Source organism: Streptomyces sp. NPDC014764 (assembly GCF_043082785.1).
GTDB classification, from domain to species: domain Bacteria; phylum Actinomycetota; class Actinomycetes; order Streptomycetales; family Streptomycetaceae; genus Streptomyces; species Streptomyces althioticus.
The window spans coordinates 89,834-114,391 of record NZ_JBIBXY010000008.1 but is presented as its reverse complement, the minus strand read 5'-3'; the positions used below and the strand labels follow the sequence as shown (position 1 = coordinate 114,391).

24 protein-coding genes and 1 tRNA gene are annotated in these 24,558 nt (G+C 70.7%); 15 read left to right on the top strand and 10 right to left on the bottom strand.

Annotated elements, in window-relative coordinates:
* Window positions 1-234: 234 nt before the first annotated feature.
* Both ACF1AG_RS21490 and ACF1AG_RS21485 read left to right on the top strand, forming a co-directional pair.
* A complete protein-coding gene (locus tag ACF1AG_RS21490; protein WP_387797634.1) occupies window positions 235-765 on the top strand; it encodes a YwqJ-related putative deaminase in 531 nt (176 codons plus the stop codon).
* A gap of 44 nt (window positions 766-809) precedes the next feature.
* Window positions 810-1,304, top strand: a complete 495-nt coding sequence (locus tag ACF1AG_RS21485; RefSeq protein WP_359604110.1) for an SUKH-3 domain-containing protein — start codon at window positions 810-812, stop codon at window positions 1,302-1,304.
* A 13-nt stretch (window positions 1,305-1,317) separates the two neighbouring features.
* On the opposite strand, the gene ACF1AG_RS21480 is transcribed toward ACF1AG_RS21485, so the two are convergent.
* Window positions 1,318-2,631, bottom strand: coding sequence for a sensor histidine kinase (locus tag ACF1AG_RS21480; RefSeq protein WP_391810211.1), 1,314 nt, complete (start codon window positions 2,629-2,631; stop codon window positions 1,318-1,320).
* 167 nt (window positions 2,632-2,798) lie between these two features.
* On the opposite strand from ACF1AG_RS21480, the gene ACF1AG_RS21475 reads away from it, so the two are divergent.
* The 7 genes from ACF1AG_RS21475 to ACF1AG_RS21445 all read left to right on the top strand — a co-directional run bounded on the left by ACF1AG_RS21475 (window position 2,799) and on the right by ACF1AG_RS21445 (window position 8,443).
* Entirely contained in the window at window positions 2,799-3,668 is an 870-nt protein-coding gene (locus ACF1AG_RS21475; RefSeq protein WP_391810210.1) for a hypothetical protein, read from the top strand.
* Between the two features lie 8 nt (window positions 3,669-3,676).
* Window positions 3,677-3,749: transfer RNA gene (locus tag ACF1AG_RS21470), tRNA-Gln, on the top strand.
* Between the two features lie 120 nt (window positions 3,750-3,869).
* Window positions 3,870-5,315, top strand: a complete 1,446-nt coding sequence (glmU, locus tag ACF1AG_RS21465) for a bifunctional UDP-N-acetylglucosamine diphosphorylase/glucosamine-1-phosphate N-acetyltransferase GlmU (RefSeq protein WP_391810209.1) — start codon at window positions 3,870-3,872, stop codon at window positions 5,313-5,315.
* Between the two features lie 91 nt (window positions 5,316-5,406).
* Window positions 5,407-6,387 (top strand): ribose-phosphate diphosphokinase, encoded by a 981-nt coding sequence (locus ACF1AG_RS21460; RefSeq protein WP_359604105.1) that lies wholly within the window; start codon window positions 5,407-5,409, stop codon window positions 6,385-6,387.
* A gap of 207 nt (window positions 6,388-6,594) precedes the next feature.
* Window positions 6,595-7,188, top strand: a complete 594-nt coding sequence (locus ACF1AG_RS21455) for a 50S ribosomal protein L25/general stress protein Ctc (protein ID WP_359604103.1) — start codon at window positions 6,595-6,597, stop codon at window positions 7,186-7,188.
* A 74-nt stretch (window positions 7,189-7,262) separates the two neighbouring features.
* Window positions 7,263-7,865: an aminoacyl-tRNA hydrolase gene (pth, locus tag ACF1AG_RS21450; RefSeq protein ID WP_359604101.1), complete on the top strand. Its 603-nt coding sequence runs from the start codon at window positions 7,263-7,265 to the stop codon at window positions 7,863-7,865.
* A gap of 92 nt (window positions 7,866-7,957) precedes the next feature.
* On the top strand, window positions 7,958-8,443 hold the full coding sequence (locus ACF1AG_RS21445) for a hypothetical protein (protein WP_387797628.1): 486 nt from the start codon (window positions 7,958-7,960) through the stop codon (window positions 8,441-8,443).
* A 79-nt stretch (window positions 8,444-8,522) separates the two neighbouring features.
* Here ACF1AG_RS21445 and ppc read toward each other — a convergent pair whose 3' ends face one another.
* Window positions 8,523-11,273 carry a phosphoenolpyruvate carboxylase gene (gene ppc / locus ACF1AG_RS21440; protein ID WP_359604098.1) on the bottom strand — a complete coding sequence of 917 codons (2,751 nt, stop codon included), beginning with the start codon at window positions 11,271-11,273 and terminating at the stop codon, window positions 8,523-8,525.
* A gap of 343 nt (window positions 11,274-11,616) precedes the next feature.
* Here ppc and ACF1AG_RS21435 point away from each other — a divergent pair, with 343 nt between their 5' ends.
* Window positions 11,617-12,630 carry a fatty acid desaturase gene (locus ACF1AG_RS21435; RefSeq protein ID WP_359604096.1) on the top strand — a complete coding sequence of 338 codons (1,014 nt, stop codon included), beginning with the start codon at window positions 11,617-11,619 and terminating at the stop codon, window positions 12,628-12,630.
* Complete coding sequence (locus ACF1AG_RS21430) at window positions 12,627-13,301, top strand: TetR/AcrR family transcriptional regulator (protein ID WP_349791645.1); 675 nt, start codon at window positions 12,627-12,629, stop codon at window positions 13,299-13,301. Before ACF1AG_RS21435 ends, ACF1AG_RS21430 begins: the two co-directional genes overlap by 4 nt.
* On the opposite strand, the gene ACF1AG_RS21425 is transcribed toward ACF1AG_RS21430, so the two are convergent.
* On the bottom strand, window positions 13,298-13,699 hold the full coding sequence (locus ACF1AG_RS21425) for a VOC family protein (RefSeq protein WP_359604094.1): 402 nt from the start codon (window positions 13,697-13,699) through the stop codon (window positions 13,298-13,300). The two genes, ACF1AG_RS21430 and ACF1AG_RS21425, sit on opposite strands and share 4 nt — an antisense overlap.
* 2 nt (window positions 13,700-13,701) lie before the next feature.
* Window positions 13,702-14,526 carry a trans-aconitate 2-methyltransferase gene (locus ACF1AG_RS21420; protein ID WP_359604092.1) on the bottom strand — a complete coding sequence of 275 codons (825 nt, stop codon included), beginning with the start codon at window positions 14,524-14,526 and terminating at the stop codon, window positions 13,702-13,704.
* Window positions 14,527-14,641: 115 nt separating this feature from the next.
* Here ACF1AG_RS21420 and ACF1AG_RS21415 point away from each other — a divergent pair, with 115 nt between their 5' ends.
* Window positions 14,642-15,139, top strand: a complete 498-nt coding sequence (locus ACF1AG_RS21415) for a MarR family winged helix-turn-helix transcriptional regulator (protein WP_048457365.1) — start codon at window positions 14,642-14,644, stop codon at window positions 15,137-15,139.
* Here ACF1AG_RS21415 and ACF1AG_RS21410 read toward each other — a convergent pair.
* On the bottom strand, window positions 15,098-15,865 hold the full coding sequence (locus ACF1AG_RS21410) for a response regulator transcription factor (RefSeq protein ID WP_359604090.1): 768 nt from the start codon (window positions 15,863-15,865) through the stop codon (window positions 15,098-15,100). The two genes, ACF1AG_RS21415 and ACF1AG_RS21410, sit on opposite strands and share 42 nt — an antisense overlap.
* Before the next feature lie 293 nt (window positions 15,866-16,158).
* Between ACF1AG_RS21410 and ACF1AG_RS21405 the strand changes: the two genes are divergently transcribed.
* Complete coding sequence (locus ACF1AG_RS21405) at window positions 16,159-16,614, top strand: GNAT family N-acetyltransferase (RefSeq protein ID WP_359604117.1); 456 nt, start codon at window positions 16,159-16,161, stop codon at window positions 16,612-16,614.
* Between the two features lie 17 nt (window positions 16,615-16,631).
* Here the strand turns inward: ACF1AG_RS21405 and ACF1AG_RS21400 are convergent, their stop codons facing one another.
* The 4 genes from ACF1AG_RS21400 to galT all read right to left on the bottom strand — a co-directional run bounded on the left by ACF1AG_RS21400 (window position 16,632) and on the right by galT (window position 21,066).
* Window positions 16,632-17,681 (bottom strand): SGNH/GDSL hydrolase family protein, encoded by a 1,050-nt coding sequence (locus tag ACF1AG_RS21400; RefSeq protein WP_391810208.1) that lies wholly within the window; start codon window positions 17,679-17,681, stop codon window positions 16,632-16,634.
* 163 nt (window positions 17,682-17,844) lie between these two features.
* Entirely contained in the window at window positions 17,845-19,017 is a 1,173-nt protein-coding gene (gene galK / locus ACF1AG_RS21395; RefSeq protein ID WP_359604087.1) for a galactokinase, read from the bottom strand.
* A gap of 28 nt (window positions 19,018-19,045) precedes the next feature.
* Window positions 19,046-20,008, bottom strand: a complete 963-nt coding sequence (gene galE, locus ACF1AG_RS21390) for a UDP-glucose 4-epimerase GalE (RefSeq protein ID WP_359604085.1) — start codon at window positions 20,006-20,008, stop codon at window positions 19,046-19,048.
* Complete coding sequence (galT, locus tag ACF1AG_RS21385) at window positions 20,005-21,066, bottom strand: galactose-1-phosphate uridylyltransferase (RefSeq protein WP_359604083.1); 1,062 nt, start codon at window positions 21,064-21,066, stop codon at window positions 20,005-20,007. The genes galE and galT overlap by 4 nt, the downstream gene beginning before the upstream one ends.
* Window positions 21,067-21,242: 176 nt before the next feature.
* Between galT and ACF1AG_RS21380 the strand changes: the two genes are divergently transcribed.
* Together ACF1AG_RS21380 and ACF1AG_RS21375 are read left to right on the top strand one after the other, a co-directional pair.
* Window positions 21,243-22,922 carry a sodium:solute symporter family protein gene (locus ACF1AG_RS21380; protein WP_359604082.1) on the top strand — a complete coding sequence of 560 codons (1,680 nt, stop codon included), beginning with the start codon at window positions 21,243-21,245 and terminating at the stop codon, window positions 22,920-22,922.
* A gap of 21 nt (window positions 22,923-22,943) precedes the next feature.
* The gene (locus ACF1AG_RS21375; protein ID WP_359604080.1) at window positions 22,944-23,258 is read left to right on the top strand and encodes a hypothetical protein; all 315 of its coding nucleotides are present in this window, start codon (window positions 22,944-22,946) and stop codon (window positions 23,256-23,258) included.
* Between the two features lie 485 nt (window positions 23,259-23,743).
* Here ACF1AG_RS21375 and ACF1AG_RS21370 read toward each other — a convergent pair whose 3' ends face one another.
* Window positions 23,744-24,415: a LuxR C-terminal-related transcriptional regulator gene (locus ACF1AG_RS21370; RefSeq protein WP_006135813.1), complete on the bottom strand. Its 672-nt coding sequence runs from the start codon at window positions 24,413-24,415 to the stop codon at window positions 23,744-23,746.
* Window positions 24,416-24,558 lie beyond the last annotated feature (143 nt).

The window sequence follows — 24,558 nt, the reverse complement described above, 5'->3', positions numbered from 1 at the left end:
CCTCGGCGCCCGCACACGGAACACCGCCGGATCGCGGTGCCGACAGCCTATGCGGTACACCCCCACCGGTCACCGGGCACCGGCCACCAGCCCCTCCGCTTCCGTGACCCCACGTCACCCCACCGTGACAGCCCGCCCCCGCCCTGGCGTGTCGCCCCGCCCCAGCTTCCCCAGCCGCCACGCGATTTGGCACTCTGTGACCACCGGGGGGATGCTCGGGAGGGGATGACGATCATGAACGCGACGCAGACGGGGACGCACACCGGACCATCCGGCGACCCCCGCTCCGGCGACCCCCGCATCGGCTGGAGCGCCACCGACAGCACCCCGGCACCCGCCCTCCGGCACCGCCGCGACGGCATCCTCCCCACCATCGCCGCCGCACTCTCCGTCCGCGGCGCCACCCTCACCGGCACCGCCGCCCGCGGCGACACACCCCCCGCGCTCCACCCACTCGTCCAGGACTTCCTCGACACCCTCACCAGCGACCAACGCGACCGCTTCACCGGACGCTGCGCCGAAACCATCCTCATCTCCCGGCACATCGCCACCGCCGACGCCGCCCGCAGCAAAAGAGCCGCCCGCAAACCCATGACCAACGGCGAGGCCCGCAAAGCCCTCAAACACGCCAAACTCACCACCCGCCGCATCCGCGAGGACGGCGACCCCCTCCACGGCAGCTACGCCACCCCCTGCCGCGCCTGCACCGCCCTCACCGCCCACTTCGGCGTCCGCACCGTCGACCCCACCGCCACCGGCGGCTGAACCACCCCCCGCACCACCGAACCACCTCGACGAACGAAGGGCAGATGCACACCGACCGCACCTCGACCACCCGGTTCGCCGTCCCCGTAGACGCCGCACTGCGCGCCGCCGGCTGGCAGCCCGGACGCTGGGACATCAAACAGGCCGAAATCTGGGCCGACACCCTCCGCGACCACACCTCGCCCGCCGGACACCGGCACACCGTCTTCCCCGCCGCCGTCGAAGCCTGGGCCGAATTCGGCGGACTCCACATCCGGCCCACCGGACCCGGCCGCCAGATCGCCCCCACCCCGATCCACATCGACCCCCTCCACGGCCTGCACCTCGCCCGCACCCTCGGCGACCTCGGCCGCGCCCTCGACACCGAGGTCTGCCCCCTCGGCGCCGAGCCCGACACCCAGGCACTCCTCGCCATCGACGCACAGGGCCGCGTCTACACCCTCGACCACACCGGCGACTGGTACCTCGGCCCCGACATCGACCACGCCCTCGCCACCCTCATCTCCGGCATCCGGCCCCAACGCCTCACCGCAGGCTGACCCCGCCGCGGACCTACGACGCCGGAATCACCGCCGACACCCGGAAACCCCCCGCATCCGTCGGCCCCGACACGAACACCCCGCCCAACGCCGACACCCGCTCCCGCATCCCCACCAGACCGTTGCCCCCCGACGGCAGCCCCGCCGACGAACCCACCCCCGACGGCGGCTCGTTCTCCACCTGCATCGCAATCTCCGACACCCGGTGCGCCAACCGCACATACGTCTTCGCACCCGCCGCATGCTTGTGGACGTTCGTCAACGCCTCCTGCACCACCCGGTACGCCGTCGACTCCACCTCCGGCGCATACGACCGGTACTCCCCCTCCACCGACAGATCGACCACCATCCCCGCCGCGGCCGACTGCCCCACCAGCTCATCGATCTCCGCCAACGACGGCCCCTCCGCCGGCTCCTCCACCGCCACCCGCGACGCCGCCGCCGCGGCAGCCGCACCCACCGCCGCCAACGGCACCGACGCACTCTCCGGACGAGGCCGCACCGCGTCCCCGCCCGCACGCAGCACCCCGAGCATCTCCCGCAGCTCCGTCAACGCCTGCCGCCCCATGTCCCCCACCAGAGCAGCGTTCTTCACCGCCTTCTCCGGATCCTTCCGCGCCACCGCCTGCAACGCCGCCGCATGCACCACCATCAGACTCACCCGGTGCGCCACCACGTCGTGCATCTCCCGCGCGATCCGCGTCCGCTCCTCACCACGCGCCCACTCCGCACGCTCCTCCGCCCGCTCCGCGAGCAACTGAAGCTCCCGCTCCAGACTGTCCGCCCGCTCCCGCAGACTCTCCATCAGCCGCCGCCGCGCCCCCACGTACAACCCCAGCAGCACCGGCGGAGCCGTCACACCCAGCGCCATCGTCACCGACGCGAACGGCACCAGCCAGTCACCGACCTCCACGTCCCCGCGCGCGATGTCCTGCCGCATCCGCACGAACATCACGATCAGCACACCCACCGACTGCATCCCCGCCAGCGACCCGATGATCCGGCGCGGCAGATCCGACGCCGCCAGCGAATACAGACCCACGATCCCCAGCAGGAACCCCATCGCCGCCGGCGTCACCGCGATCGCCACCAGCACCACCGCGATCGGCCACCGCCGACGCACCAGCAGCACCGACCCCGCCGCAAGGCCGAACAGCACCCCCACGGCGACCGGGACCCCCGCCTCCCACGCGAACGGGACCCCCTCGGCCCCGCACTCCAGCGCGGACACCGCCGCGAGCCCCGCGTCCAGCACGGCGGAACGCCGCCGCTCCCACCACCAGGGCCCTCCCCGGGCCGTCACATGGTCTTCCCCCGTCGTGGTCATGCCTCCCAGCCTAAAGGCGCTCCCCGTCCGTTTTCCGGGGAGTTTTCACCTCACCCCGGACCACACCGACCGACCGATCAGCCGCCATACGCCCCACAATCCCTCGAACTGCTGAATCGCGCACCGTTCGACCCGGGAACCCTCCATTCCGCCCGGACGGTATGCCCATGGCACATCCGACCGGCAAATACGCCGACTTCGAAGGCCTGCGCGAGCAGGCGGTCACCCTCCGGCGCGAAGGGCTCAGCCGACGCCAGATCCGCGACCGGCTCCACGTCGACAACAACGACATCCTCAACCGCCTCCTCCAGGGCGAACCCGCCCCGGACTGGACCCGGCGCCCCAACGCCAAGGACGGCCTACGGGCGCGCGCCCGCGAGCTCCGCCTGCAGGGCTGGACCTACGACCAGATCCAGGTGGAGCTGGGCTGCTCCAAGAGCTCGATCTCTCTATGGGTGCGGGATCTGCCGAAGCCGGAGCGGCGCCCGCCCTCGGAGCAGGCGCGGCTGGCGGGCCGCATGCGCTGGGAGCACGAGCTGGCGGTGCGGGACGAGCAGCGCCGGCGGACCAAGGCCGCAGCCCAGGAGATCGGCCCGCTCTCGGATCGCGACCTCTTCCTCGCGGGTGTGGCCCTGTACTGGGCCGAGGGCGCGAAGGACAAGCCCTACGACCGGCGCGAGAACGTCCTCTTCGTGAACAGCGACCCCGGCGTGATCAAGCTCTACCTGGCATGGCTCGACCTGCTCGGCGTCGAGCCGGACCGCCTGAGGTACCGCGTGATGATCCACATGACCGCCGACGTGGAGGGCGCGAAACGGTACTGGGCGGATCTGGTCGGCGTGGACGTCTCCGTGTTCCAGAAGACGACCATCAAGAAGCACAACCCCACGACCGTCCGGAAGAACGTCGTGGACACCTATCGAGGGTGTCTGGTCGTCCGGGTGTCACAAGGCGCCGACCTGTACCGGCGTATCGAAGGCTGGTGGACAGGAATGGTCTCCGGGATCACCACGCCACCCTCCTCGGGTAAGGTCTGACGCAGCCATCCGCCATGGGGTAACTGGTAGCCCGCGGGCCTTTGAAGCCCTGTAGTGCTGGTTCGAATCCAGCTGGCGGAGCTGCATGGTTCGGGTCCTGACCGGTCGCTGGTCAGGACCCGCTCTCATGTCCCCCCGGAAACGCCCCGGTATCCTGCGGATGTCCATCCCCCACCTCCAACACAGCCGAAGGGCATCCCCGTGAGCGCCAATCGCCCGGCAGCCGTCGTCGTTCTCGCAGCGGGTGAGGGCACCCGTATGAAGTCGGCCACACCGAAGGTCCTGCACGACATCTGTGGCCGTTCCCTGGTGGGTCATGTGCTCGCCGCCGCCGGTGAGCTGGACCCGGCGAACCTCGTGGTCGTCGTGGGTCACGCCCGTGAGCAGGTGACCGCGCATCTCGCCGAGGTCGCCGCCGACGTGCGGACCGCCGTGCAGGCGGAGCAGAACGGCACGGGGCACGCCGTGCGGATGGGTCTGGAGGAGCTGGGCGGTTCCGTGGACGGGACCGTGGTGGTGGTGTGCGGTGACACTCCGCTGCTGACCGGTGAGACGCTGCGCCGGCTGTCGGAGACGCATGCGGCGGACGGCAACGCGGTGACGGTGCTGACGGCGGAGGTGCCGGACGCGACCGGGTACGGCCGGATCGTGCGGGACGGCTCCGGTGCGGTGACGGCGATCGTGGAGCACAAGGACGCGTCGGACGAGGTGCGGGCGGTCCGGGAGATCAACTCGGGTGTGTTCGCGTTCGACGGGGCGCTGCTGGCGGACGCGTTGAAGAGGGTGCGTACGGACAACAGTCAGGGTGAGGAGTACCTGACGGACGTGCTCGGGATCCTGCGGGAGACGGGGCACCGGGTGGGTGCGTCGGTGGCGGGGGACCATCGGGAGATCGCGGGGATCAACAACCGTGTGCAGTTGTCTCAGGCGCGGCGGATTCTGAACGAGCGGCTGTTGACGGCGGCGATGCTGTCCGGTGTGACGGTGGTGGATCCGGCGTCGACGTGGGTGGATGTGACGGTGACGTTCGAGCGGGACGTGCTGGTGCATCCGGGGACGCAGTTGCACGGTGCGACGCATCTGGGTGAGGGCTGTGAGGTGGGTCCGAACACGCGGCTGACGGATACCCGGGTGGGTGCGGGGGCGCGTGTGGACAACACGGTGGCGACGGGTGCCGAGGTGGGTCCGGAGGCGTCGGTGGGTCCGTTCGCGTATCTGCGTCCGGGGACGCGGTTGGCGCGCAAGGGCAAGATCGGTACGTACGTGGAGACGAAGAACGCGTCGATCGGTGAGGGGTCGAAGGTTCCGCATCTGTCGTACGTGGGTGACGCGACGATCGGCGAGTACTCGAACATCGGTGCGGCAAGTGTGTTCGTCAATTACGACGGACAGGACAAACATCACACGACGGTCGGGTCGCACTGCCGGACGGGGTCGGACAACATGTTTGTTGCTCCTGTCACGGTCGGAGACGGTGCTTACACGGCGGCGGGCTCGGTGATCACGAAGGACGTGCCGCCGGGTTCCCTGGCGGTGGCCCGTGGTCAGCAGCGCAACATCGAGGGCTGGGTGGCTCGTAAGCGTCCGGGGAGTGCTGCTGCGAAGGCCGCGGAGGCGGCGTCGGGGGAGCCGGCCGGCGAGGACTGACCGGAGAAGCGTTCTGTTCGGGACGGCGTACCGTGAGAGGTGCGGAAACGCGCACCCCCACCAGCTGAGACACCTCTGAGGAGACAGTGCTGTGACCGGGATCAAGACGACCGGCGAGAAGAAGATGATGTTCTTCTCCGGCCGCGCCCACCCCGAGCTTGCCGAGGAGGTCGCCCAGCAGTTGGATGTCGGGGTCGTCCCGACGAAGGCCTTCGACTTCGCGAACGGTGAGATCTATGTGAGGTATCAGGAGTCGGCTCGTGGGGCCGACTGTTTCCTGATCCAGAGCCACACGGCGCCGATCAACAAGTGGATCATGGAGCAGTTGATCATGATCGACGCGTTGAAGCGTGCGTCGGCCCGTTCGATCACGGTGATCGTGCCGTTCTACGGGTACGCCCGGCAGGACAAGAAGCACCGCGGTCGTGAGCCCATCTCGGCGCGTCTGATCGCGGATCTGATGAAGACGGCGGGTGCGGACCGTCTGCTGACGGTGGACCTGCACACGGATCAGATCCAGGGCTTCTTCGACGGCCCGGTGGACCATCTGTTCGCGCTGCCGCTGTTGGCGGACTACGTGGGCGCGAAGGTGGACCGTTCGAAGCTGACGGTGGTGTCCCCGGACGCGGGCCGTGTGCGGGTGGCGGACCGCTGGTGCGACCGGCTGGGCGCGCCGCTGGCGATCGTGCACAAGCGCCGGGACAAGGACGTGGCGAACCAGGTCACGGTGCACGAGGTGGTCGGTGAGGTGAAGGGCCGCGTGTGCGTGCTGGTGGACGACATGATCGACACCGGTGGCACGATCTGTGCGGCGGCTGACGCGCTGTTCGCGCATGGTGCGGAGGACGTGATCGTGACGGCGACGCACGGTGTGCTGTCGGGTCCGGCGGCGGACCGTCTGAAGAATTCGAAGGTGAGCGAGTTCGTGTTCACGAACACGTTGCCGACGCCGGGTGAGCTGAGTGAGAGCCTGGACAAGATCAAGGTGCTGTCGATCGCGCCGACGATCGCGCGCGCGGCGCGGGAGGTGTTCGAGGACGGCTCGGTGACGAGCTTGTTCGACGAGCAGTAAGGGTTCTGCAGTCCGACATCAGTTCGACTGCCGGTGATCGTTTTGGGTGCGGCCTCCTGGCCCGGGTAAACTGCACGAGTTGCTCGGCGAGGGAGGCCGTACCGCTTCTTCGGAAGTGTCGTACGGCGGTCCGTTATCGACGCGCTCTTCGTAGCAGGCCGTTCGTGGCCGGGTGACCACGTCCGTTTCTGACTATGAGGAGTGATCATGTCCGAGGTGAAGATCGCCGCCGGGACGCGTTCCGAGTTCGGCAAGGGTGCTGCCCGCCGTATCCGTCGTGAGAACAAGGTTCCCGGTGTTCTGTACGGTCACGGTTCCGACCCGATCCACCTGACCTTCCCGGGTCACGAGCTGCTGCTCGCCCTGCGTACGCCGAACGTCCTGATCGCGCTGGACATCGACGGCAAGACCAACGAGCTGGCCATCCCGAAGTCCGTCCAGCGTGACCCGCTGAAGGGCTTCCTGGTCCACGTCGACCTGCAGCTGGTGCAGCGCGGCGAGAAGGTCCAGGTCGAGATCCCGGTGCAGGCCGAGGGCGAGCTGGCCCCGGGCGGCAACCTGCTGGAGTACGTCCTGGACGCGCTGCCCGTCGAGGCCGAGGCCACGCACATTCCGGAGGGTGTGACCGTGTCCGTCGAGGGCCTGGAGGCCGGTGCCTCCGTGCTCGCCAAGGACATCGAGCTCCCCAGCGGTGTCACCCTCTCCGTCGAGGACGACACCGTGGTGCTGCAGGTTCTGGCCGCGCAGGCCGAGGAGGCGTCCGAGGGTGCCGGGGAGGGCGAAGAGGCCGCCGAGGCCTGAGCCTTTCGGATCCAGTCGTACGTCGGCCGCTGCTCCCGTGCGGGGCGGCGGCCGACGCGTATGTGGGAGGAAGCGTGGGCGTGACGGAGGACGCGGCGGGCCCTTGGCTGATCGCCGGGCTGGGCAATCCGGGGCCGGGGTACGCGTTGAACCGGCACAACGTGGGGTTCATGGTCGCGGATCTGCTGGCGGAGCGGATGGGCGGGCGGTTCAAGCGGGCGGCGAAGGCGCAGGCGCAGGTCGTGGAGGGCCGGATCGGGCCTCCGGGGCCGGGTAGCCGCCGGGTGGTGCTGGTGAAGCCGATGTCGTACATGAACCTGTCGGGCGGGCCGGTGAACGCGCTGCGGGAGTTCTACAAGGTGCCGCCGCAGCGGGTGGTGGCGGTCCATGACGAGCTGGACATCGATTACGGGACGCTGCGGCTGAAGCTGGGTGGCGGGGACAACGGGCACAACGGTCTGAAGTCGCTGACGGGGGCGTTCGGCCGGGACTATCACCGGGTGCGGTTCGGGATCGGCCGGCCGCCGGGGCGGATGCCGGTGGCGGACTATGTGCTGAAGGACTTCTCGTCGGCGGAGCGCAAGGAGCTGGACTACTTCGTGGACCGGGCGGCGGACGCGGTGGAGTGTCTGGTGGCGGAGGGTCTGGAGCGGGCGCAGGGCGCGTACAACTCGTGACGTGGGTGACGAGGGCGACAACGCCGGACATCTCCTCTGGTGTGGCCCGCCGGAGTTGACCGGGCGCGAGGTCATGGCCAAAGATCGCGGCCATGCCTTCCGCTGTCCGTTCCTCGCGCGGTTCCTCAGCGCTGCGCTTCGGCCGGTTCGCCGCGATGGGCACGGTCGCCGTGCTGATCCTGATCGCCGGTGTGTGGGCGTCGTGGGGGACGGCGCAGCACGTGATGCTGACCAAGGGCCGTGAGCGCGGCACGGTCGAGGTGACGCGGTGCGCCGAGGACGCCTGCGAGGGCCCGTTCCGGCCGTTGTCGCCGGGGTCGCAGCCGCGCGCGGAGGTGGTGCTCGAGGACACGGTGGCCGTGGAGAAGGGCAGCACGTACACGGTGGTGCTGAAGCCGGGCGGTCGGGAGGCGGTGCGTTCGGGTCCGGCCGGGGTGCTGTATGCGTGGGTGCCGCTCGGGGGCGCGCTGCTGCTGGCGTCGGTGGTGGTGGCGGGCGGCCTGCTGCGGACGCGCGCGGCGTGGGTGATGGCGGTGGCGGGCGCGGGGCTGCTGACGGCGGCGTTCGTGGCGCTGTAGGCCTCCCCGGACACGACGAGGGGCGGCGCCCTCCGGTTCGTGCGAGCCGGAGGGCGCCGCCCTTTCGTGCGTCCGTGGGTCAGCCGGTGTTGCGCAGGCCGGCGGCGACGCCGTTGACGGTCAGCAGCAGGGCGCGGGAGAGCAGCGGGTCGGGCTGGTCCCCGGCGGCGACGGCGTCGCGCTGGCGCTTGAGCAGGGCCACCTGGAGGTAGGAGATCGGGTCCAGGTAGGCGTCGCGGATGGAGAAGGTCTGCTTGAGGACGGGGTCGGCGTCCAGCAGTTCCTGCTCGCCGGTGACGCGCAGCACCTCGGTGACGGTGAGGGCGTGCTCCGCCTTGATGGTGTCGAAGACGTGCTTGAGCTCGTCGGGGACGAGGGTGTCGACGTAGTGCTGGGCGATCCGCAGGTCCGTCTTGGCGAGGGTCATCTCCACGTTGGAGATGAAGTTGCGGAAGAAGTGCCACTGCTCGTACATCTCGTCGAGCACGCCCTCTCCTCCCAGTGTTGCGGTCAGGCCGGCCTCGCGCAGTGCCTTGAGGCCGGAGCCGACGCCGAACCAGCCGGGGACGATCTGCCGGGACTGGGTCCAGCCGAACACCCATGGGATGGCGCGCAGGCCGTCGAGGGAGACGCCGGAGCCGGGGCGGCGGGAGGGCCGCGAGCCCAGGTGCAGCTCGGCGAGCTGGTCGACCGGGGTGGAGGCGAGGAAGTACGTCGGCAGGTCGGGGTCCTCGACGAGCTTCCGGTAGGCCGTGTGGGCGGCGTCGGAGACGACGTCCATGGCGGCGTCCCAGCGGGCGAGGGCCTCGACGGACTGGCGCGGCGCGGTGTGCAGGGCGGAGGCCTGGAGGGTGGCGGCGACGGTCAGTTCGAGGTTCTCGCGGGCGAGGGAGGGGATGAGGTACTTGTCGGAGATGACCTCGCCCTGCTCGGTGACCTTGATCTCGCCTTCGAGGGTGCCCCAGGGCTGGGCGAGGATGGCGTCGTGGGTGGGGCCGCCGCCGCGGCCGACGGTGCCGCCGCGGCCGTGGAAGAGGCGCAGCCGGACGCCGTAGCGGTGGGCGACGTCGCGCAGCCGGCGCTGGGCGCGGTGGATCTCCCACTGGCTGGTGGTGATGCCGCCGAACTTGGAGGAGTCGGAGTAGCCGAGCATGACCTCCTGGACGTCGCCGCGCAGGGCGACGAGGCGCCGGTAGGAGGGGTCGGCGAGCATGTCCTCCAGGATCGTGTCGGCGGCCTTGAGTTCGTCCGTCGTCTCGAGGAGCGGCACGATGCCGATCTTCGCCCAGCCGGCGTGCAGGTCGATGAGGCCGGCCTCGCGGGCGAGGACGGCGGCGGCGAACACGTCGTCGGCGCCCTGGCACATGGAGATGATGTACGACTCGACGACCTCGGGGCCGAAGACCGCCAGGGCGCGCTTGACGGTCCGGAAGACCCCGAGGGTCTTCTCGCCGGCCTCGTCGACGGGCGCCGGTGTGGGCGCCAGCGGGCGGCGGGAGCGCAGCTCCTTGGCGAGGAGCTTGGCGCGGTAGTCGCGGGGCATGTCGGCGTAGCGCCAGGACTCCTCGCCGAGCCGGTCGAACAGCTGGCCGAGGGCGTGGTGGTGGGCGTCGGCGTGCTCGCGCACGTCCATGGTGGCGAGCTGGAGGCCGAAGGCGGCGAGGGTGCGGATGGTGCGGGCGAGGCGTCCGTCGGCGAAGAGGCCGCCGCGGTGCTCGCGCAGGGACGCCTGGATGATCCGCAGGTCGGTGATGAGCTCGCTGGTGCCGAGGTAGTCGCGGCCGGGCTCGTGCGGGGTGCCCTTGGCGAGGCGGAGCTTGGTGTTCTCCAGCTTCTGCCGGATGCAGGTGGCCTTGAGCCGGTAGGGCTCCTCGGCGTTGAGCCGCTTGTAGCGGGGGCTGATCTCGGGCAGCGACTCCAGGTCGGCCTGGAGGGAGGTGAGCAGTTCCTCGGTGGCTCCGGTGTAGCGGATGGAGTTGGAGAGGAAGCCGCGCAGTTCGTCGATCATCTCCAGGGCGTCGTTGATGCCGTGCTCGTGCTGGAGGATCAGGACGTCCCAGGTGACCTGGGGGGTGACGTTGGGGTTGCCGTCGCGGTCGCCGCCGATCCAGGTGCCGAAGGTCAGCGGGCGGGTGTCGTCCGGCAGATGGACGCCGACGCGCTCCAGTTCGGCGGTGAGGTCCTCCAGGACGTCGCCGACGGCGCCGGCGTGCAGCTCGTCGAGGTAGTAGATGGCGTTGCGGGCCTCGTCGGCGGGCTCGGGGCGTACCACGCGCAGTTCGTCCGTCTGCCAGACGAGGTCGATGTTCTCCGCCAGCCGGGTGTCGAGGCGGCGCCGGTCGGAGGCGAGGACCGGCGTCTCCAGGAGGGCGGCGATGCGGCGGAGCTTGTTGAGGACGGAGCGGCGGGCCGCTTCGGTGGGGTGGGCGGTGAACACGGGGCGCACGTTGAGGTGCCGCACGGTCTGGCGCAGGTGCTCGGGGTCGGCGTCCTTGAGCCGGTCGGCGGTGCGGGAGAGCAGGCCGCCCTCGGCGGCGCGGCGGGCGGCGAGTTCGCGTCCGCGGTGCACCTGTTCGGTGACGTTGGCCAGGTGGAAGTAGGTGGAGAAGGCGCGCACCAGCTTGGCGGCCGTCTCCAGTTCGGTGCCGCGCAGCAGCTCGGCGGCGGCCTCGCCGTCCTCTCGGGTGAGGCGGCGGACCTTCTCGACGAGGTCGAGGAGCTCGGGGCCCTCCTGCCGGACGAGCGTCTCTCCGAGGAGGTCGCCCAGTCGGCGGATGTCGGCACGCAGTTCGGCGCTCGTCGTGGTGGTCTGGTCGTCGGCACTGCTCACAGGTGCGGCTCCTTGCAGTGATCGAAGTCGGGTGTCGCGCCGGCTCCTCGGAAGGGCGTGGCGGGCGACGGGTAGGGATCGTCTGGGAGGGAACCCGAACGAGCGTCTCGCGCGGCGTGCGCCGCTTGCGGGCCGTACGTCCGGGAAGAAGTCAGAGCGGACCGCGCTGTCCGACCGACTTCCAAGGATAGGTGTCGAGCCGGACGCGCTGGCCCACGGGCTCTTGCCGCGGGGCGACGCACTGCCATACTTACGATGCCGTAGGTTACGGGACCGTAGGAAAGCGATGCGGTTCCGGCGGTTCGGCACCTTCCCTCAGTCCACATACCCCACAGGGGAACGCATGACCTCAAGCTCCGATGTGCTCGACGAAGCACGGAAGCAGTCCCGGCCCGACGACGCCGCATCCTCCGCCACGCTGGGCGGGGAGCGGAAACGGTCCATCGAGCAGATCACGCTGCTCCTGTTCATCGTCGTCCCCTTCCTCGCGCTGCTCGCGGCCGTGCCGCTGGCGTGGGGATGGGGGGTCAGCTGGCTGGACCTCGGCCTGCTGGTCTTCTTCTACTACCTGGGATGCCACGGCATCACCATCGGGTTCCACCGTCACTTCACGCACGGTTCGTTCAAGGCGAAGCGCCCGTTGAAGATCGCGCTGGCGATCGCCGGTTCGATGGCGGTCGAGGGACCGCTGGTGCGCTGGGTGGCCGACCACCGCAAGCATCACAAGTTCTCCGACGCGGAGGGCGACCCGCACTCGCCGTGGCGGTACGGGGAGTCCGTCCCGGCGCTGATGAAGGGCCTGTGGTGGGCGCACATCGGGTGGATGTTCGACGAGGAGCAGACTCCGCAGGACAAGTACGCGCCGGATCTGATCAAGGACCCGGCGATGCGGCGCATCTCCCGCCTGTTCGTGCTGTGGACGGTGCTGTCGCTGGGGCTGCCCGCGCTGATCGGCGGTCTGGTGACGATGTCGTGGTGGGGCGCGTTCACCGGCTTCTTCTGGGGTTCACTCGTCCGGGTGGCTCTGCTGCACCATGTGACGTGGTCGATCAACTCGATCTGCCACGCGGTCGGCAAGCGTCCGTTCAAGTCGCGGGACCGCTCGGGCAACGTGTGGTGGCTGGCGATCCTGTCCTGCGGTGAGTCCTGGCACAACCTGCACCACGCCGACCCCACGTCGGCGCGGCACGGTGTGGAGCGCTGGCAGCTGGATTCCTCGGCGCGGCTGATCCGCTGGTTCGAGCAGCTGGGCTGGGCGTACGACGTGCGGTGGCCGTCACGCTCGCGTATCGATTCGCGCCGTGTCGGCCCGGTTGGCGACGCCCCGCGCGGGAAGGAACCCGCCGAGGCGGCATGATGGTCGCCGTGGCGACCGACTCCAGCACCCCAAGCAATGACAAGCCGCGGCGTGCGCGCCGCACCCGGATGACCGGTGCCGAGCGCCGCCAGCAGCTGCTGGAGATCGGCCGCACCCTCTTCGCGGCCAAGGGGTTCGAAGGCACGTCGGTGGAGGAGATCGCGGCGAAGGCCGGGGTCTCCAAACCCGTGGTGTACGAACACTTCGGCGGCAAGGAGGGGCTGTACGCGGTCGTGGTGGACCGGGAGATGCGGCGGCTGCTGGACATGGTGACCGGCTCGCTGACGGCCGGTCATCCGCGGGAGCTGTGCGAGCAGGCCGCGTTCGCGCTGCTGGACTACATCGAGGAGTACACGGACGGGTTCCGCATCCTGGTCCGTGACTCCCCCATCCCTCAGTCGACGGGGTCGTTCGCCTCGCTGATCTCGGACATCGCCACCCAGGTGGAGGACATCCTGGGACGCGAGTTCAAGTCCCGCGGCTTCGACCCGAAGTTGGCCCCGCTGTACGCGCAGGCGCTGGTCGGGATGGTGGCGCTGACCGGCCAGTGGTGGCTGGACGTGCGCAAGCCGAAGAAGGCGGAGGTGGCGGCCCATCTGGTGAACCTCGCCTGGCACGGTCTGGACGGCCTCGAGCCGAAACCGCGGCTGATAGGCCACCGCAAGGCCTAGCCGGCGGGCAGGCTCCGCTGCCGCGGGCCCTGGTCCGCGGGCGCGCTCTCCAGGAACTCCAGGCGGTTGCCGACCGGGTCCCAGCTGAAGAAACGGCGGTGGCCGGGGAGCTCGTCGTCCCAGGTGACCGGGGCGCCGTGGGCGGCCAGCCGGGCGGCGAGCGCCTCGATGCCGGTGACCCGCAGGCCGGGGTGGGCCTTGCGGGCGGGGCGGAAATCCCGCTCGACGCCCAGGTGGAGCCGTATGTCCCCGGTCTCGAACCAGCAGCCGCCGCGCGCGGCGAGGGCGGGCGGTTTCGGCACCTCGGTGAGACCGAGGGCGCCGGAGTAGAAGGCGCGCAGAAGGTCCTCGGAGCCGGGCGGGGCGGCGAGCTGCACATGGTCCAGGGCGGTCAGCACGGTCAGGCCTCCTTGACGGCCACGGCGAAGACGCGGCGGAACCGGAACGGGGTGCCGTGCGCGGTGGCCGGGTAGGCGTCGCGCAGCGCGATGCGGTACTCGTCGAGGAAGGAGTCCCGCGCCCCGGGGTCGCCGTCCAGGGCGGTGAGGACGGGCCGCAGCCCGGTCCCCTTCACCCAGTCGAGCACGGGGTCCTCCCCCGTCAGCAGGTGAACGTATGTGGTCTCCCAGGCGTCGACGGCGCAGCCGAGGGCGGCCAGGCGGTCCAGGTATCCCTCGGGCGGCAGGACGGCGTCCTCGTGGCGCAGCACGCCGGACAGCCGGCCGCGCCACCGCGGGGAGGCGGCGAGGTCGCGCATCAGGGTGTGGCTGGGGGCGTCGAAGTTGCCGGGCACCTGGAAGGCGAGGACCCCGCCGGGCACGAGCCCGTCGGTCCAGTCGCGGAACCGCTCCACGTGCCCGGGCACCCACTGCAGGGTGGCGTTGCTGACGATCAGGTCGTACGGCTCCCCGGGTGTCCAGCTGCCTGCGTCGGCGTGGGCGAAGTCGAGGCGGCCGCCTCCGCCGGTGGGGCCCTCGTGGTCGGCGCGGGCCTTGCCGAGCATCTCCGGTGAGTTGTCGTAGCCGGTGACGTGGGCGGCGGGCCAGCGCTCGGTGAGGAGGGCGGTGACGTTGCCGGCGCCGCAGCCCAGGTCGGCGATGCGGGGCGGGGCGCCGGGCAGCTCGGGGACGCGGGCGAGCAGGTCGGTGAAGGGCCGGGTGCGGTGCCCGGCGTGACGCAGGTACTGGGCGGGATCCCAGAGGGGACGGGCGGATGATGCGGACACGGGACCTCCCGGATCGCGGATCGCCGTCTCCTCCAGCCTGCCGGGCAACAGTCTCGACGTCAAGAGACTTGACATCAAGAGACTTCACATCGACACAACCACTACACTGATCCTTATGGAGGACGAGGTCGATCGGCTGGTCGCAGCGTGGCGCCGGGAGCGCCCGGACCTCGACGTGGAACCGCTCGAGGTGCTCAGCCGGGTCAGCAGACTGGCCCGGCACCTGGACCGCGCACGCCGCCTCGCCTTCACCGAGCACGGCCTGGAGTCCTGGGAGTTCGACGTGCTGACCGCGCTGCGCCGCGCGGGCACCCCGTACCAGCTGTCCCCCGGGCAGCTCCTCACACAGACACTCGTCACCTCGGGCACGATGACCAACCGCATCGACCGGCTCGCCAAGAAGGGCCTGGTGGAGCGGCTCCCCGACCCCAGCGACCGGCGCGGTGTGCTGGTGCGGCTGACCGACGAGGGCAAGGACCGCGCGGACCAGGCGCTGGCGGGCCTGCTCGCCCAGGAGCGGGCGATCCTCGGCGAGCTCACACACTCCCAGAGGGTGGAACTGGCCGGCCTGCTACGCCAGTTGACCGCCCCGTTCGACAACATCCCCGGATAGGTCGACCGGTCCGACGCCGGCCCGACGGGCGAGGGCGACGGCGGCCAGCGTGGAGTGCACGCCCAGCTTGCCGAGGACGTTCTGCATGTGGGTGCGCACGGTGTGCGGGGACAGGTAGAGGCGCTCGGCGACGGCCTTGCGTCCCAGGCCGGCGACCATGCAGCGCAGCACCTCCCGCTCGCGCGGGGTGAGCGACTCCACGAGCTGCTCGCTCTCCGTGCGATGACGCCGGGCTGCCGTCAGCTCCCGCAGGACGCCGGTCAGGAGCGCGGGCGGCAGATGGGTCTCGTCGCGCAGCACGCCCCGGATGACGGTGAGCAGCCGGCTCAGCGAGCAGTCCTTGGCGACCCAGCCGGAGGCGCCCGCCTGGAGGGCGAGGGCGGCGCGGGACGGGTCGTCCTTCTCGGCGAGCACCACGACCCGCACCTGCGGCTGCGCCGAACGCACACCGCTCACCAGGGAGATGCCGTCCACGGCGCCGTCCTCGTCGACGGCCTGCACGGGCACGGACGGGCGCCCGTCCGGCGCCGGGACGCCCAGGTCGGCGTCGACGAGCATGACGTCGAACCGCCGCCCCTCGGCCGCCGCCCGCTCCAGGCACCGCAGCGCCGCCGGACCGCTGCCCGCCGCGGACACGTCGACGTCGGGCTCCGCGGCCAGCGCCGCGGCCAGCGACTCGGCGAAGATGCGGTGGTCGTCGACGACCAGGACTCGAATGCGAACCACGTAACCCCCTTCCCCAAGCTCTTCCCAGAGCAGGGGACTACCCCGTCGCCGGTGGACGACACCGGCGCGGACACGGCACCGAGGCCCCCGTGGCTTTCCGCGCCGGACGCGGGACGGGACGGCGTCGTCCGCACGGCCGCCGCCGCGCGACAACCGCCTCCCCCGCCCCGGACGCCGTGTCCGGCTGTCTCGCCCCCTGAACGCACGCCGGCCCCCACCGGCGCTGTTCATCAGAGTACGGGCGGGGGCCCGGAGCGGAAGCTGATTTGCAGAACTTGCGGTCTTACGCGTTTATGGTGTGCCGCATGTTTCGTCTTGAGACAGAAGTCGACAAGGCCCGACGCGATCTGCTCCACAGGCGGCTCCGGGACACCAACACGGCGGCCTCGCCGGTCCTGCGCGCTCTGCGCGGAACCCCCGCCGCGCGCGAATCCCCTTTGCACGTGTGGGCTTCGGACGCGAACGGCCGACTCGCGGGCGGTCTGGTCGGCCACACCTGGACGACGTGGCTCCACGTGACCTACCTCTGGGTCGACGAGGCCCACCGCGGCGCGGGCCTCGGCTCCACGCTCCTGACCGAGGCGGAACGCCTGGCCGTCACCGAACGCGCCTGCACGCGCAGCCGAGTGGAGACATGGGACTTCCAGGCCCCGGACTTCTACCGGAAGCAGGGGTACGAGGTGGTGTGCGTGATCCCCGACTATCCGCCGGGGATCACGGAGTACACGCTGACGAAGCGGCTGGGGTGATCACCGGGGGCGCTTCCTCAGGACCGTCGGCCCACACCCGCCTCGGCCCTGCCGAGGATCTCCACGACCCTGCCGGCGACCGTCCCGGCCTGGATGTCGCGGCCCTTCTCGTTGGGGTGCGCGTACCACGGCAGCAGGGACGAGGAGGTCTCCAGCAGGCCGCCGATGCCCCGGTCGGCGCCGTCGCACACGGTGTTGCCGCCTGTCCGGGCGTAGAGGTCGACGTAGTCGGCCCCCAGATCCGCGGCTGCCTTCTTCATCACGTCGTCCAGCCGCTTCTGGATCCGGTCCAGGACCGGCATGGCGTCCTGGGGGATGTCAGCGAGGGGCAGTCGGGTCTGCCCCGGCGCGGGGGTCAGGCACCTGGCGGTGTCCTCGGGCACGAGTCTGGGATAGCCGACGAGGACGGGCTGCGCCCGGGGGGCGAGGGACCGGATGTCCTCGAGCATCCGCTCCAGGTCGGACGCGACCCGTGCGAACCGGTCGTCCAGCCACCGCTTCCCGTCGCCGGACGTGAAGAACCCGGCGCACCCGGCCGCCGGTTCGCCCTCGTCCACCGGCTTCCCCGGCAGCACCGACTGCCCCCTGAGCACGGCGGAACACTGCTTCAGGATGTCGTGGAAGCCCAGCGTGTTGCCGCCCGTGCTGCCCACGGCCAGCAGGGTGTCGTTCGTGAGCGCCTCGTTCTGCGGCGGGACCTCCCCGCGGGCGAAGGGCAGCTCCTGCTTCTCCCAGAAGTGGTGGACGCGGGCCCCTGAGCAGGAGACGTCCGCCTGGATGTCGAGCCTGACGCCCTGCTCCGCGATGCGCCGGGTGGCGACGGCGGGGAAGTTCTCCGTCGACCGGAGGCAGAGGACACTCGGGATGCTCTCGCGGTCAAGCGGCGGGATGCCGTAGTTGGCGGTGTAGGAGTCGCCGAAGAAGACGGTCGGCACGGGGTCGGTGGGCGCCGCGCCGACGCTCGGTGCCGGGCCGGCGAGCGTCAGGCAGGCGCCCAGCACGACGGCTGCGGCGGCCGGCCACCGTAGGGCCGGGGTTCTGGCCGTCCTGCGCATGGCCGAAGACATGGCTGTGCCCTTTCGCCGAGGCCCACGAGAAGCGGTGAGCGGATAGCAACGTTCCGCATTCATTCACATGCGGAAGGTGGCGATCCAGCCGACGTGCGCCGCAACCGGGCGATGCCCCCGCCCGGGGACGGCCGGGCGAGGACATCCGGAGGCAACCGCGTGACTACCGGACCCGCCGCGCCCCCGCCGAGGGCACCGCCTCGAAGACGCGGGGCGTCTTGAACCCCGCCGCCGTGAAGGCCTCCTCGACCGCCTTGGTGACCGCCGGAACGTCACCCTCCTCCACCAGCACGATCGCCGAGCCGCCGAAGCCGCCGCCCGTCATGCGGGCGCCCAGCGCGCCGGCCGACACCGCCGTGTCGACGACCAGGTCGAGTTCCGGGCAGGAGACGCGGAAGTCGTCGCGGAGGGAGGCGTGGCCCTCGATCAGGAGCGGACCGATGGCGCGGGTGTCACCGGACTCCAGGAGGGAGACGACCTGCTCGACGCGCCGGTCCTCGGTCACCACGTGGCGGACCAGACGGCGGACCTCCTCGTCGTCGCCGAGGCGGACCAGCGCCGCGTCCAGGTCGTCGTGGGCCACGTCCCGCAGGGCGTCGACGCCGAGCAGGGCGGCGCCCTTCTCGCAGCCCTCGCGGCGCTTGCCGTACTCGCCCTCGCTGTGGCTGTGCTTGACCCGGGTGTCGACGACGAGCAGGCGCATGCCCTCCGCGGCCAGGTCGAAGGGGATCTGACGCTGGGACAGGTCGCGGGTGTCGAGGAAGAGGGCGTGGCCCGCCTCGCAGCAGGCGGAGGCCGTCTGGTCCATGATGCCGACCGGCGCGCCGACGTAGACGTTCTCCGCGCGCTGGGACAGCCGGGCGAGCTGCCAGCCGCGCAGCCCCAGGTCGTACAGGTCGTTCAGCGCGAGGGCGACCACGACCTCCAGGGCGGCCGAGGAGGACAGGCCGGCGCCCGCCGGGACGCTGGACGCGAGGTGGACGTCCGCGCCGGTGACCGCGTGGCCGGCCTCGCGCAGCGCCCAGACGACGCCCGCCGGGTAGGCGGTCCAGCGCTTGTCGGACTCGGGGACGAGGTCGTCGACGGAGAGCTCCACGACTCGGCCCCCGATGTCGTCGGAGTGCAGCCGCAGGACGCCGTCGTCGCGCCGGGACACCGCCGCCACCGCGGTGTGCGGCAGGGCGAACGGCATGACGAAGCCGTCGTTGTAGTCGGTGTGCTCGCCGATGAGGTTGACCCGGCCGGGTGCCGCCCACACCCCGTCGGGCGCGCTCCCGTACAGCTCCTCGAACCGTGCGGCGACGGCTTCCGCGGCGGCCGCGCTGGACTCGCTCATGCCCTGACCCCTGACCCTTCGTTGCCTACTAGTTGCCGCGCTGCTGCGCGAACTCCCACGCGTCCGCGACGATCCCCTCGAGGTCCGCGCGCGACGGGTTCCAGCCGAGCTTCTCGCGGGCCGTCGCGGCGGACGCCACCAGGACCGCGGGGTCGCCGTCCCGGCGCGGTGCGACGACCTCGGGGATCGGATGCCCGGTGACCTTGCGGACGGTCTCGACGACCTCGCGGACCGAGAAGCCGTTGCCGTTGCCGAGGTTGCAGATCAGGTGCTCGCCGGGCGTGGCCGTCTTCAGCGCGAGCAGGTGCGCCTCGGCCAGGTCGGCGACGTGGATGTAGTCCCGTACGCAGGTGCCGTCGGGCGTCGGGTAGTCGTCGCCGTAGACGGAGATCGACTCGCGCCGGCCCTGGGCGACCTGGAGTACCAGGGGGATGAGGTGCGACTCGGGGTCGTGGCGCTCGCCGTACGCCCCGTAGGCGCCGGCGACGTTGAAGTAGCGCAGGGAGACCGCGCCGAGCCCGTGGGCCCGGGCCTCGCCGCTGATCATGTGGTCGACGGCGAGTTTGGAGGCGCCGTAGGGGCTGGTGGGGCGGGTGGGGGCGGTCTCCGGAATCGGGACCTGCTCGGGCTCACCGTACGTGGCCGCCGTGGAGGAGAACACCAGGCGGCGCACTCCGGCCTCGCGCATGGCGCCGAGCAGTGCCATGGTGCCGCCGACGTTGTTGTCCCAGTACTTCTCCGGCTTCTGCACGGACTCGCCGACCTGCGAGAAGGCGGCGAAGTGCAGCACGCCGTCGAACGAGGCGTCCAGCCACTTGGCGGCATCGCGGATGTCGCCCTCGACGAACGTGGCGCCCGCGGGAACGCCCTCGCGGAAGCCGGTGGAGAGGTTGTCGAGCACGACGACCTCGTGACCGGCCTCGACCAGATGCTGGGCGACGACGCTGCCTACGTATCCCGCGCCCCCTGTGACCAGGTACTTCCCGCTCATGAACTCGCTACCTCCCGCAGTCGCTCGGCCGCACGCTCCGGCGGCACGTCGTTGATGAACACGTTCATGCCGGACTCGGAGCCCGCGAGGAACTTAAGCTTGCCGGACGTACGGCGGATGGTGAAAAGCTCCAGGTGCAGCGCGAAGTCGTCGCGTGTCACGCCCTCGAAGTCGTCCAGCGGTCCGAACGGCGCCTGGTGCCAGGCGGCGATGTACGGCGTCGGCGGCTCGTTCTCCCCGAAGATCCGGTCGAAGCGCCTGAGCAGTTCCAGGTACACCCGGGGGAACTCCGCGCGCGCCGCCTCGTCGAGTCCCAGCAGGTCGGGCACCCTGCGCTTGGGGTACAGGTGCACCTCGTACGGCCAGTGCGCCGCGTACGGCACGAACGCCACCCAGTGTTCGCCCTCCAGGACGACCCGCTCGCCGGCGCGTTCCCGCTCGACCACGGCGTCGAACAGGTTCTCCCCGCCCGTCGCCTCCTTGTGCGCCGCCACCTGACGCAGCATCAGGGCGGTGCGGGGAGTGGTGAAGGGGTAGGCGTAGATCTGCCCGTGGGGGTGCTGGAGGGTGACCCCGATCTCGGCGCCCCGGTTCTCGAAGCAGAACACCTGTTCAACGGAGGGCAGATGCGACAGCTCGGACGTGCGGTCCGTCCAGGCGTCCAGCACCAGCCGCGCCTGCCGTTCGCCCAGCGAGGCGAAGGAGGCGTTGTGGTCCGAGGTGAAGCAGACGACCTCGCAGCGGCCGGAGTCCCCGGCGAGCGAGGGGAAGCGGTTCTCGAAGACCACCACGTCGTACGAGGAGTCGGGGATCTCGCTCAGCCGCTCACCGTCCGACGGACACAGCGGGCACTGGTCGGCCGGCGGGTGATACGTACGCCCCTGCCGGTGCGAGGCGACGGCGACGGCGTCGCCCAGCAGGGCGTCGTGCCGGATCTCGGAGGTGGTGACGGTGGCGTCCAGCGGACGGCGGTCGACCGCGTCCCGGACGGTGTCGTCACCGAGGTCGTAGTAGATGAGCTCGCGGCCGTCGGCCAGCCGGGTCGAGGTCTTCTTCACTGTGCCACTCCTCCGCACCCGCCAGTCACCCAACACAATCGAACATAACACATCACAACCCACCACCCCGCAACGCTCATCACGATCAAACAAAGAACGTGTAGGAACGTGTTCATCAACTGAACACGGAGGCGTAGATTCCGCGTCGGATCAGTTCGCGAACGAAGCGAGTGCGTATGCATACCCCCACATACCTGGCCGCGGAGCTTCGGCTCCCCACCAACTGGCTGGACTACACGATCCTCGGGATCTACTTCGTCGTCGTGCTGGGCATCGGCTTCGCCGCCCGCCGGTCGGTCAAGACCAGCCTGGACTTCTTCCTCTCCGGGCGCTCGCTGCCCGCCTGGGTCACCGGACTGGCCTTCATCGCCGCCAACCTCGGTGCCACCGAGATCCTCGGCATGGCCGCGAACAGCGCGCAGTACGGCGTCTACACCACGCACTGGTACTGGATCGGCGCCATCCCCGCGATGGTGTTCCTGGGCCTCGTGATGATGCCGTTCTACTACGGCTCCAAGGTCCGCTCGGTCCCCGAGTTCCTGCTGATGCGCTTCGACAAGGCGGCGCACCTGCTGAGCTCGATCCTCTTCGCGGCGGCCGCCATCCTCATCGCGGGCGTCAACCTCTACGCCCTGGCGATCGTCGTCGAGGCGCTCCTCGGCTGGCCGCAGTGGGTGGCCATCGTCGTCGCCGGCGCCTTCGTCCTGGGCTACATCACCCTGGGCGGTCTGTCCTCGGCGATCTACAACGAGGTCCTGCAGTTCTTCGTCATCCTGGCGGCGCTCATCCCGATCACCGTGCTCGGCCTGAAGAGCGTCGGAGGCTGGGACGGCCTCACCGACTCCCTCACCAAGGCGCACGGCGACAACTTCGTCACCGCCTGGGGCGGCACCGGCATCGGCAGCGACAACCCGCTCGGCGCCAACTGGCTGACCATCGTCCTCGGCCTCGGCTTCGTCCTCTCCTTCGGCTACTGGACGACCAACTTCGCCGAGGTGCAGCGCGCGCTGTCCGCGAAGAACCTGTCGGCGGCCCAGCGCACCCCCCTCATCGCCGCCTTCCCGAAGATCTTCATCGTCTTCCTGGTGATGATCCCCGGTCTGGTCGCCGCCGTGCTGGTCCCGAAGATCGGCACCAGCGGCTCGGACCTGCAGTACAACGACGCCATCCCGTACCTGATGCAGCAACTGCTGCCCAACGGCGTGCTCGGCATCGCCGTGACCGGTCTGCTGGCCGCGTTCATGGCGGGCATGGCCGCGAACGTCTCCTCGTTCAACACCGTCTTCACCTCGGACATCTGGGCGAAGTACGTGGTGACGGACCGCGAGGACTCCTACTACGTGCGCTTCGGCCGCCTGATCACCGCGATCGGCGTGGTCGCCTCCATCGGCACGGCGTTCCTGGCCAGCTCCTTCTCCAACATCATGGCCTACCTCCAGACGCTGTTCTCCTTCTTCAACGTGCCGATGTTCGTCGTCTTCATCATCGGCATGTTCTGGAAGCGCGCGTCGATGAAGTCGGGCTTCTGGGGCCTGATCGCCGGCACCACCGCCGCGATGGTCAACTACTTCGTCATCTACGAGCAGGGCATCATCGACATCCCCTCCGACCAGGGCGCCAACTTCGTCTCCGCGATCGCCGGCTTCGTCGCGGGCGCGGTGGTCATGGTCGCCGTGTCGCTGTTCACGGCGCCCAAGCCGATGGCCGAGCTGCAGGGGCTGGTGTACGGCACCCGCTCGCCCGGCATGGCGGAGCCGCCCGCGGAGGGCGACGACGCGTGGTACCGCAAGCCGGCGCTGCTGGGCTGGGGCGCGGTGATTCTGGCTGCCGCCTGCTACATCCCGTTCTCGTTCTGACCGCGGGAGGATTGAGAGAGCATGTCCGAGCACAACTCCGAGAGTGACCTCCAGAAGGAGATCACCGAGCTGGAGACCAAGTCCGCGACGGCCGCCCGGTTGTTCGACATCCGGCGGATCATCGGTGGGTTGTTCGTCGTGTACGGGGTGATCGTGATGATCGCCGGGTTCACCGCGTCGGATGCCGACATCGAGAAGGCGGAGGGGGTCAACATCAACCTGTGGACGGGGCTGGGGATGCTGATCCTCGGCCTCCTGTTCCTCCTCTGGCTCTGGCTCCGCCCGACCCCGCCCCCACCGGCGGTCCCTGAGGACGAGGACACGCCCACTCCCTGACGCCCGTCCCCCTTCATACGGGGTGTGCACCCTCACGTACGGGGGTCGCACACCCCGTGTGCGTAGGCAGGCCACCGCGTTGGTGCTGGCCGGGGGCCGGTGGCGCACCGGCGCCGACAGGGCGCCGCCGCGCCCACCCGTGCCGCCCTAGGCGGCACGAATGCCCGCAGTTGGCGGGGCGACGCCCCGCCAGAGGTGTCGGTGTGGCCGCGTACGGCGGGGAGGGGACGGGGTGGGGGTGGGCGCCCGCAGCGGCTGGCGCGTCCGCGCCCTGCGCAATGCAACACGCACTCTCGCGCCAGACCGAGGACGACCACCCCCGCCGCGGCCCCGCCACCACCCACCAGTCCTGGGCGCTACGCCCGCCCCCGCCGGACGGCACGATGCGCCGCAGGCGTCACACCTCAGCCCTCCACCAGCCGCCGGGCGGCCGCCGGACCTCAGCCCCACCGGACAGGACCCCGCGCCGCAGGCCTACGCAGACGTCACGACCGAGTCGACGCCCGGTCCAGCAACCCCGTACGCGCCGCCAGCGCCGCCGCCTCCAGCCTCGACCCCACCCCCAGCTTCATCAACACCCTCTGCACATGCGTCCGCGCCGTCGACGGCGCGATCCCCATCCCCGCCGCGATCAGCCGCGTGTCCTCCCCCTCGGCGACCCGCACCAGCACCTCCACCTCCCTAGGCGTCAGCATCGACAACAACCGCGCCCCCTCGTCGTCCGGCTGAGCCGCGGGATTCAGCAGCTCCCCGAACGCCCCCTGCAACAACGCGGGCGCCACCGCCGCCTCCCCCGCCCGCGCCTTCAGCATCGCCCGCTCGACGCCCTCGATCCGCTCGTCGTGCCGTACGTACCCCGACGCCCCTGCCGCGAACGCCGCCGCGATCCCCCGCGGCGACGGCACCGGCCCCAGCACCACGACCGCCACCTGCGGCCGCTCCCGCTTGATCTTCACCACCGGGTCGAACGTCCCGGCCTCCGCCGGCGCCGCCGTCCCCAGCAGGCAGACCTCCGGCGCCCTGCTGATCACCAGGTCCGCGGCCCCCGCCGCGGGCGCCGCCGCGGCCAGCACCCTGTGCCCTCGCAGCTTCAGCGCCGAGGCCAGCGCCTCGGCGAGCAGTCGGTGGTCGTCGACCACCATCAGCCGCACTCCCATCGGACAACCATCCCCCCAGACAACACACACCCCCGGATGCCCCCGGAAGCTACACGCTTGTTCGACGTCGCGCTCCCCCTACCGGCGAGAATCGCCCCGGAACGCCGAAATTCTCGTGTTCGATGGCGAAGAGCGTGTGATGA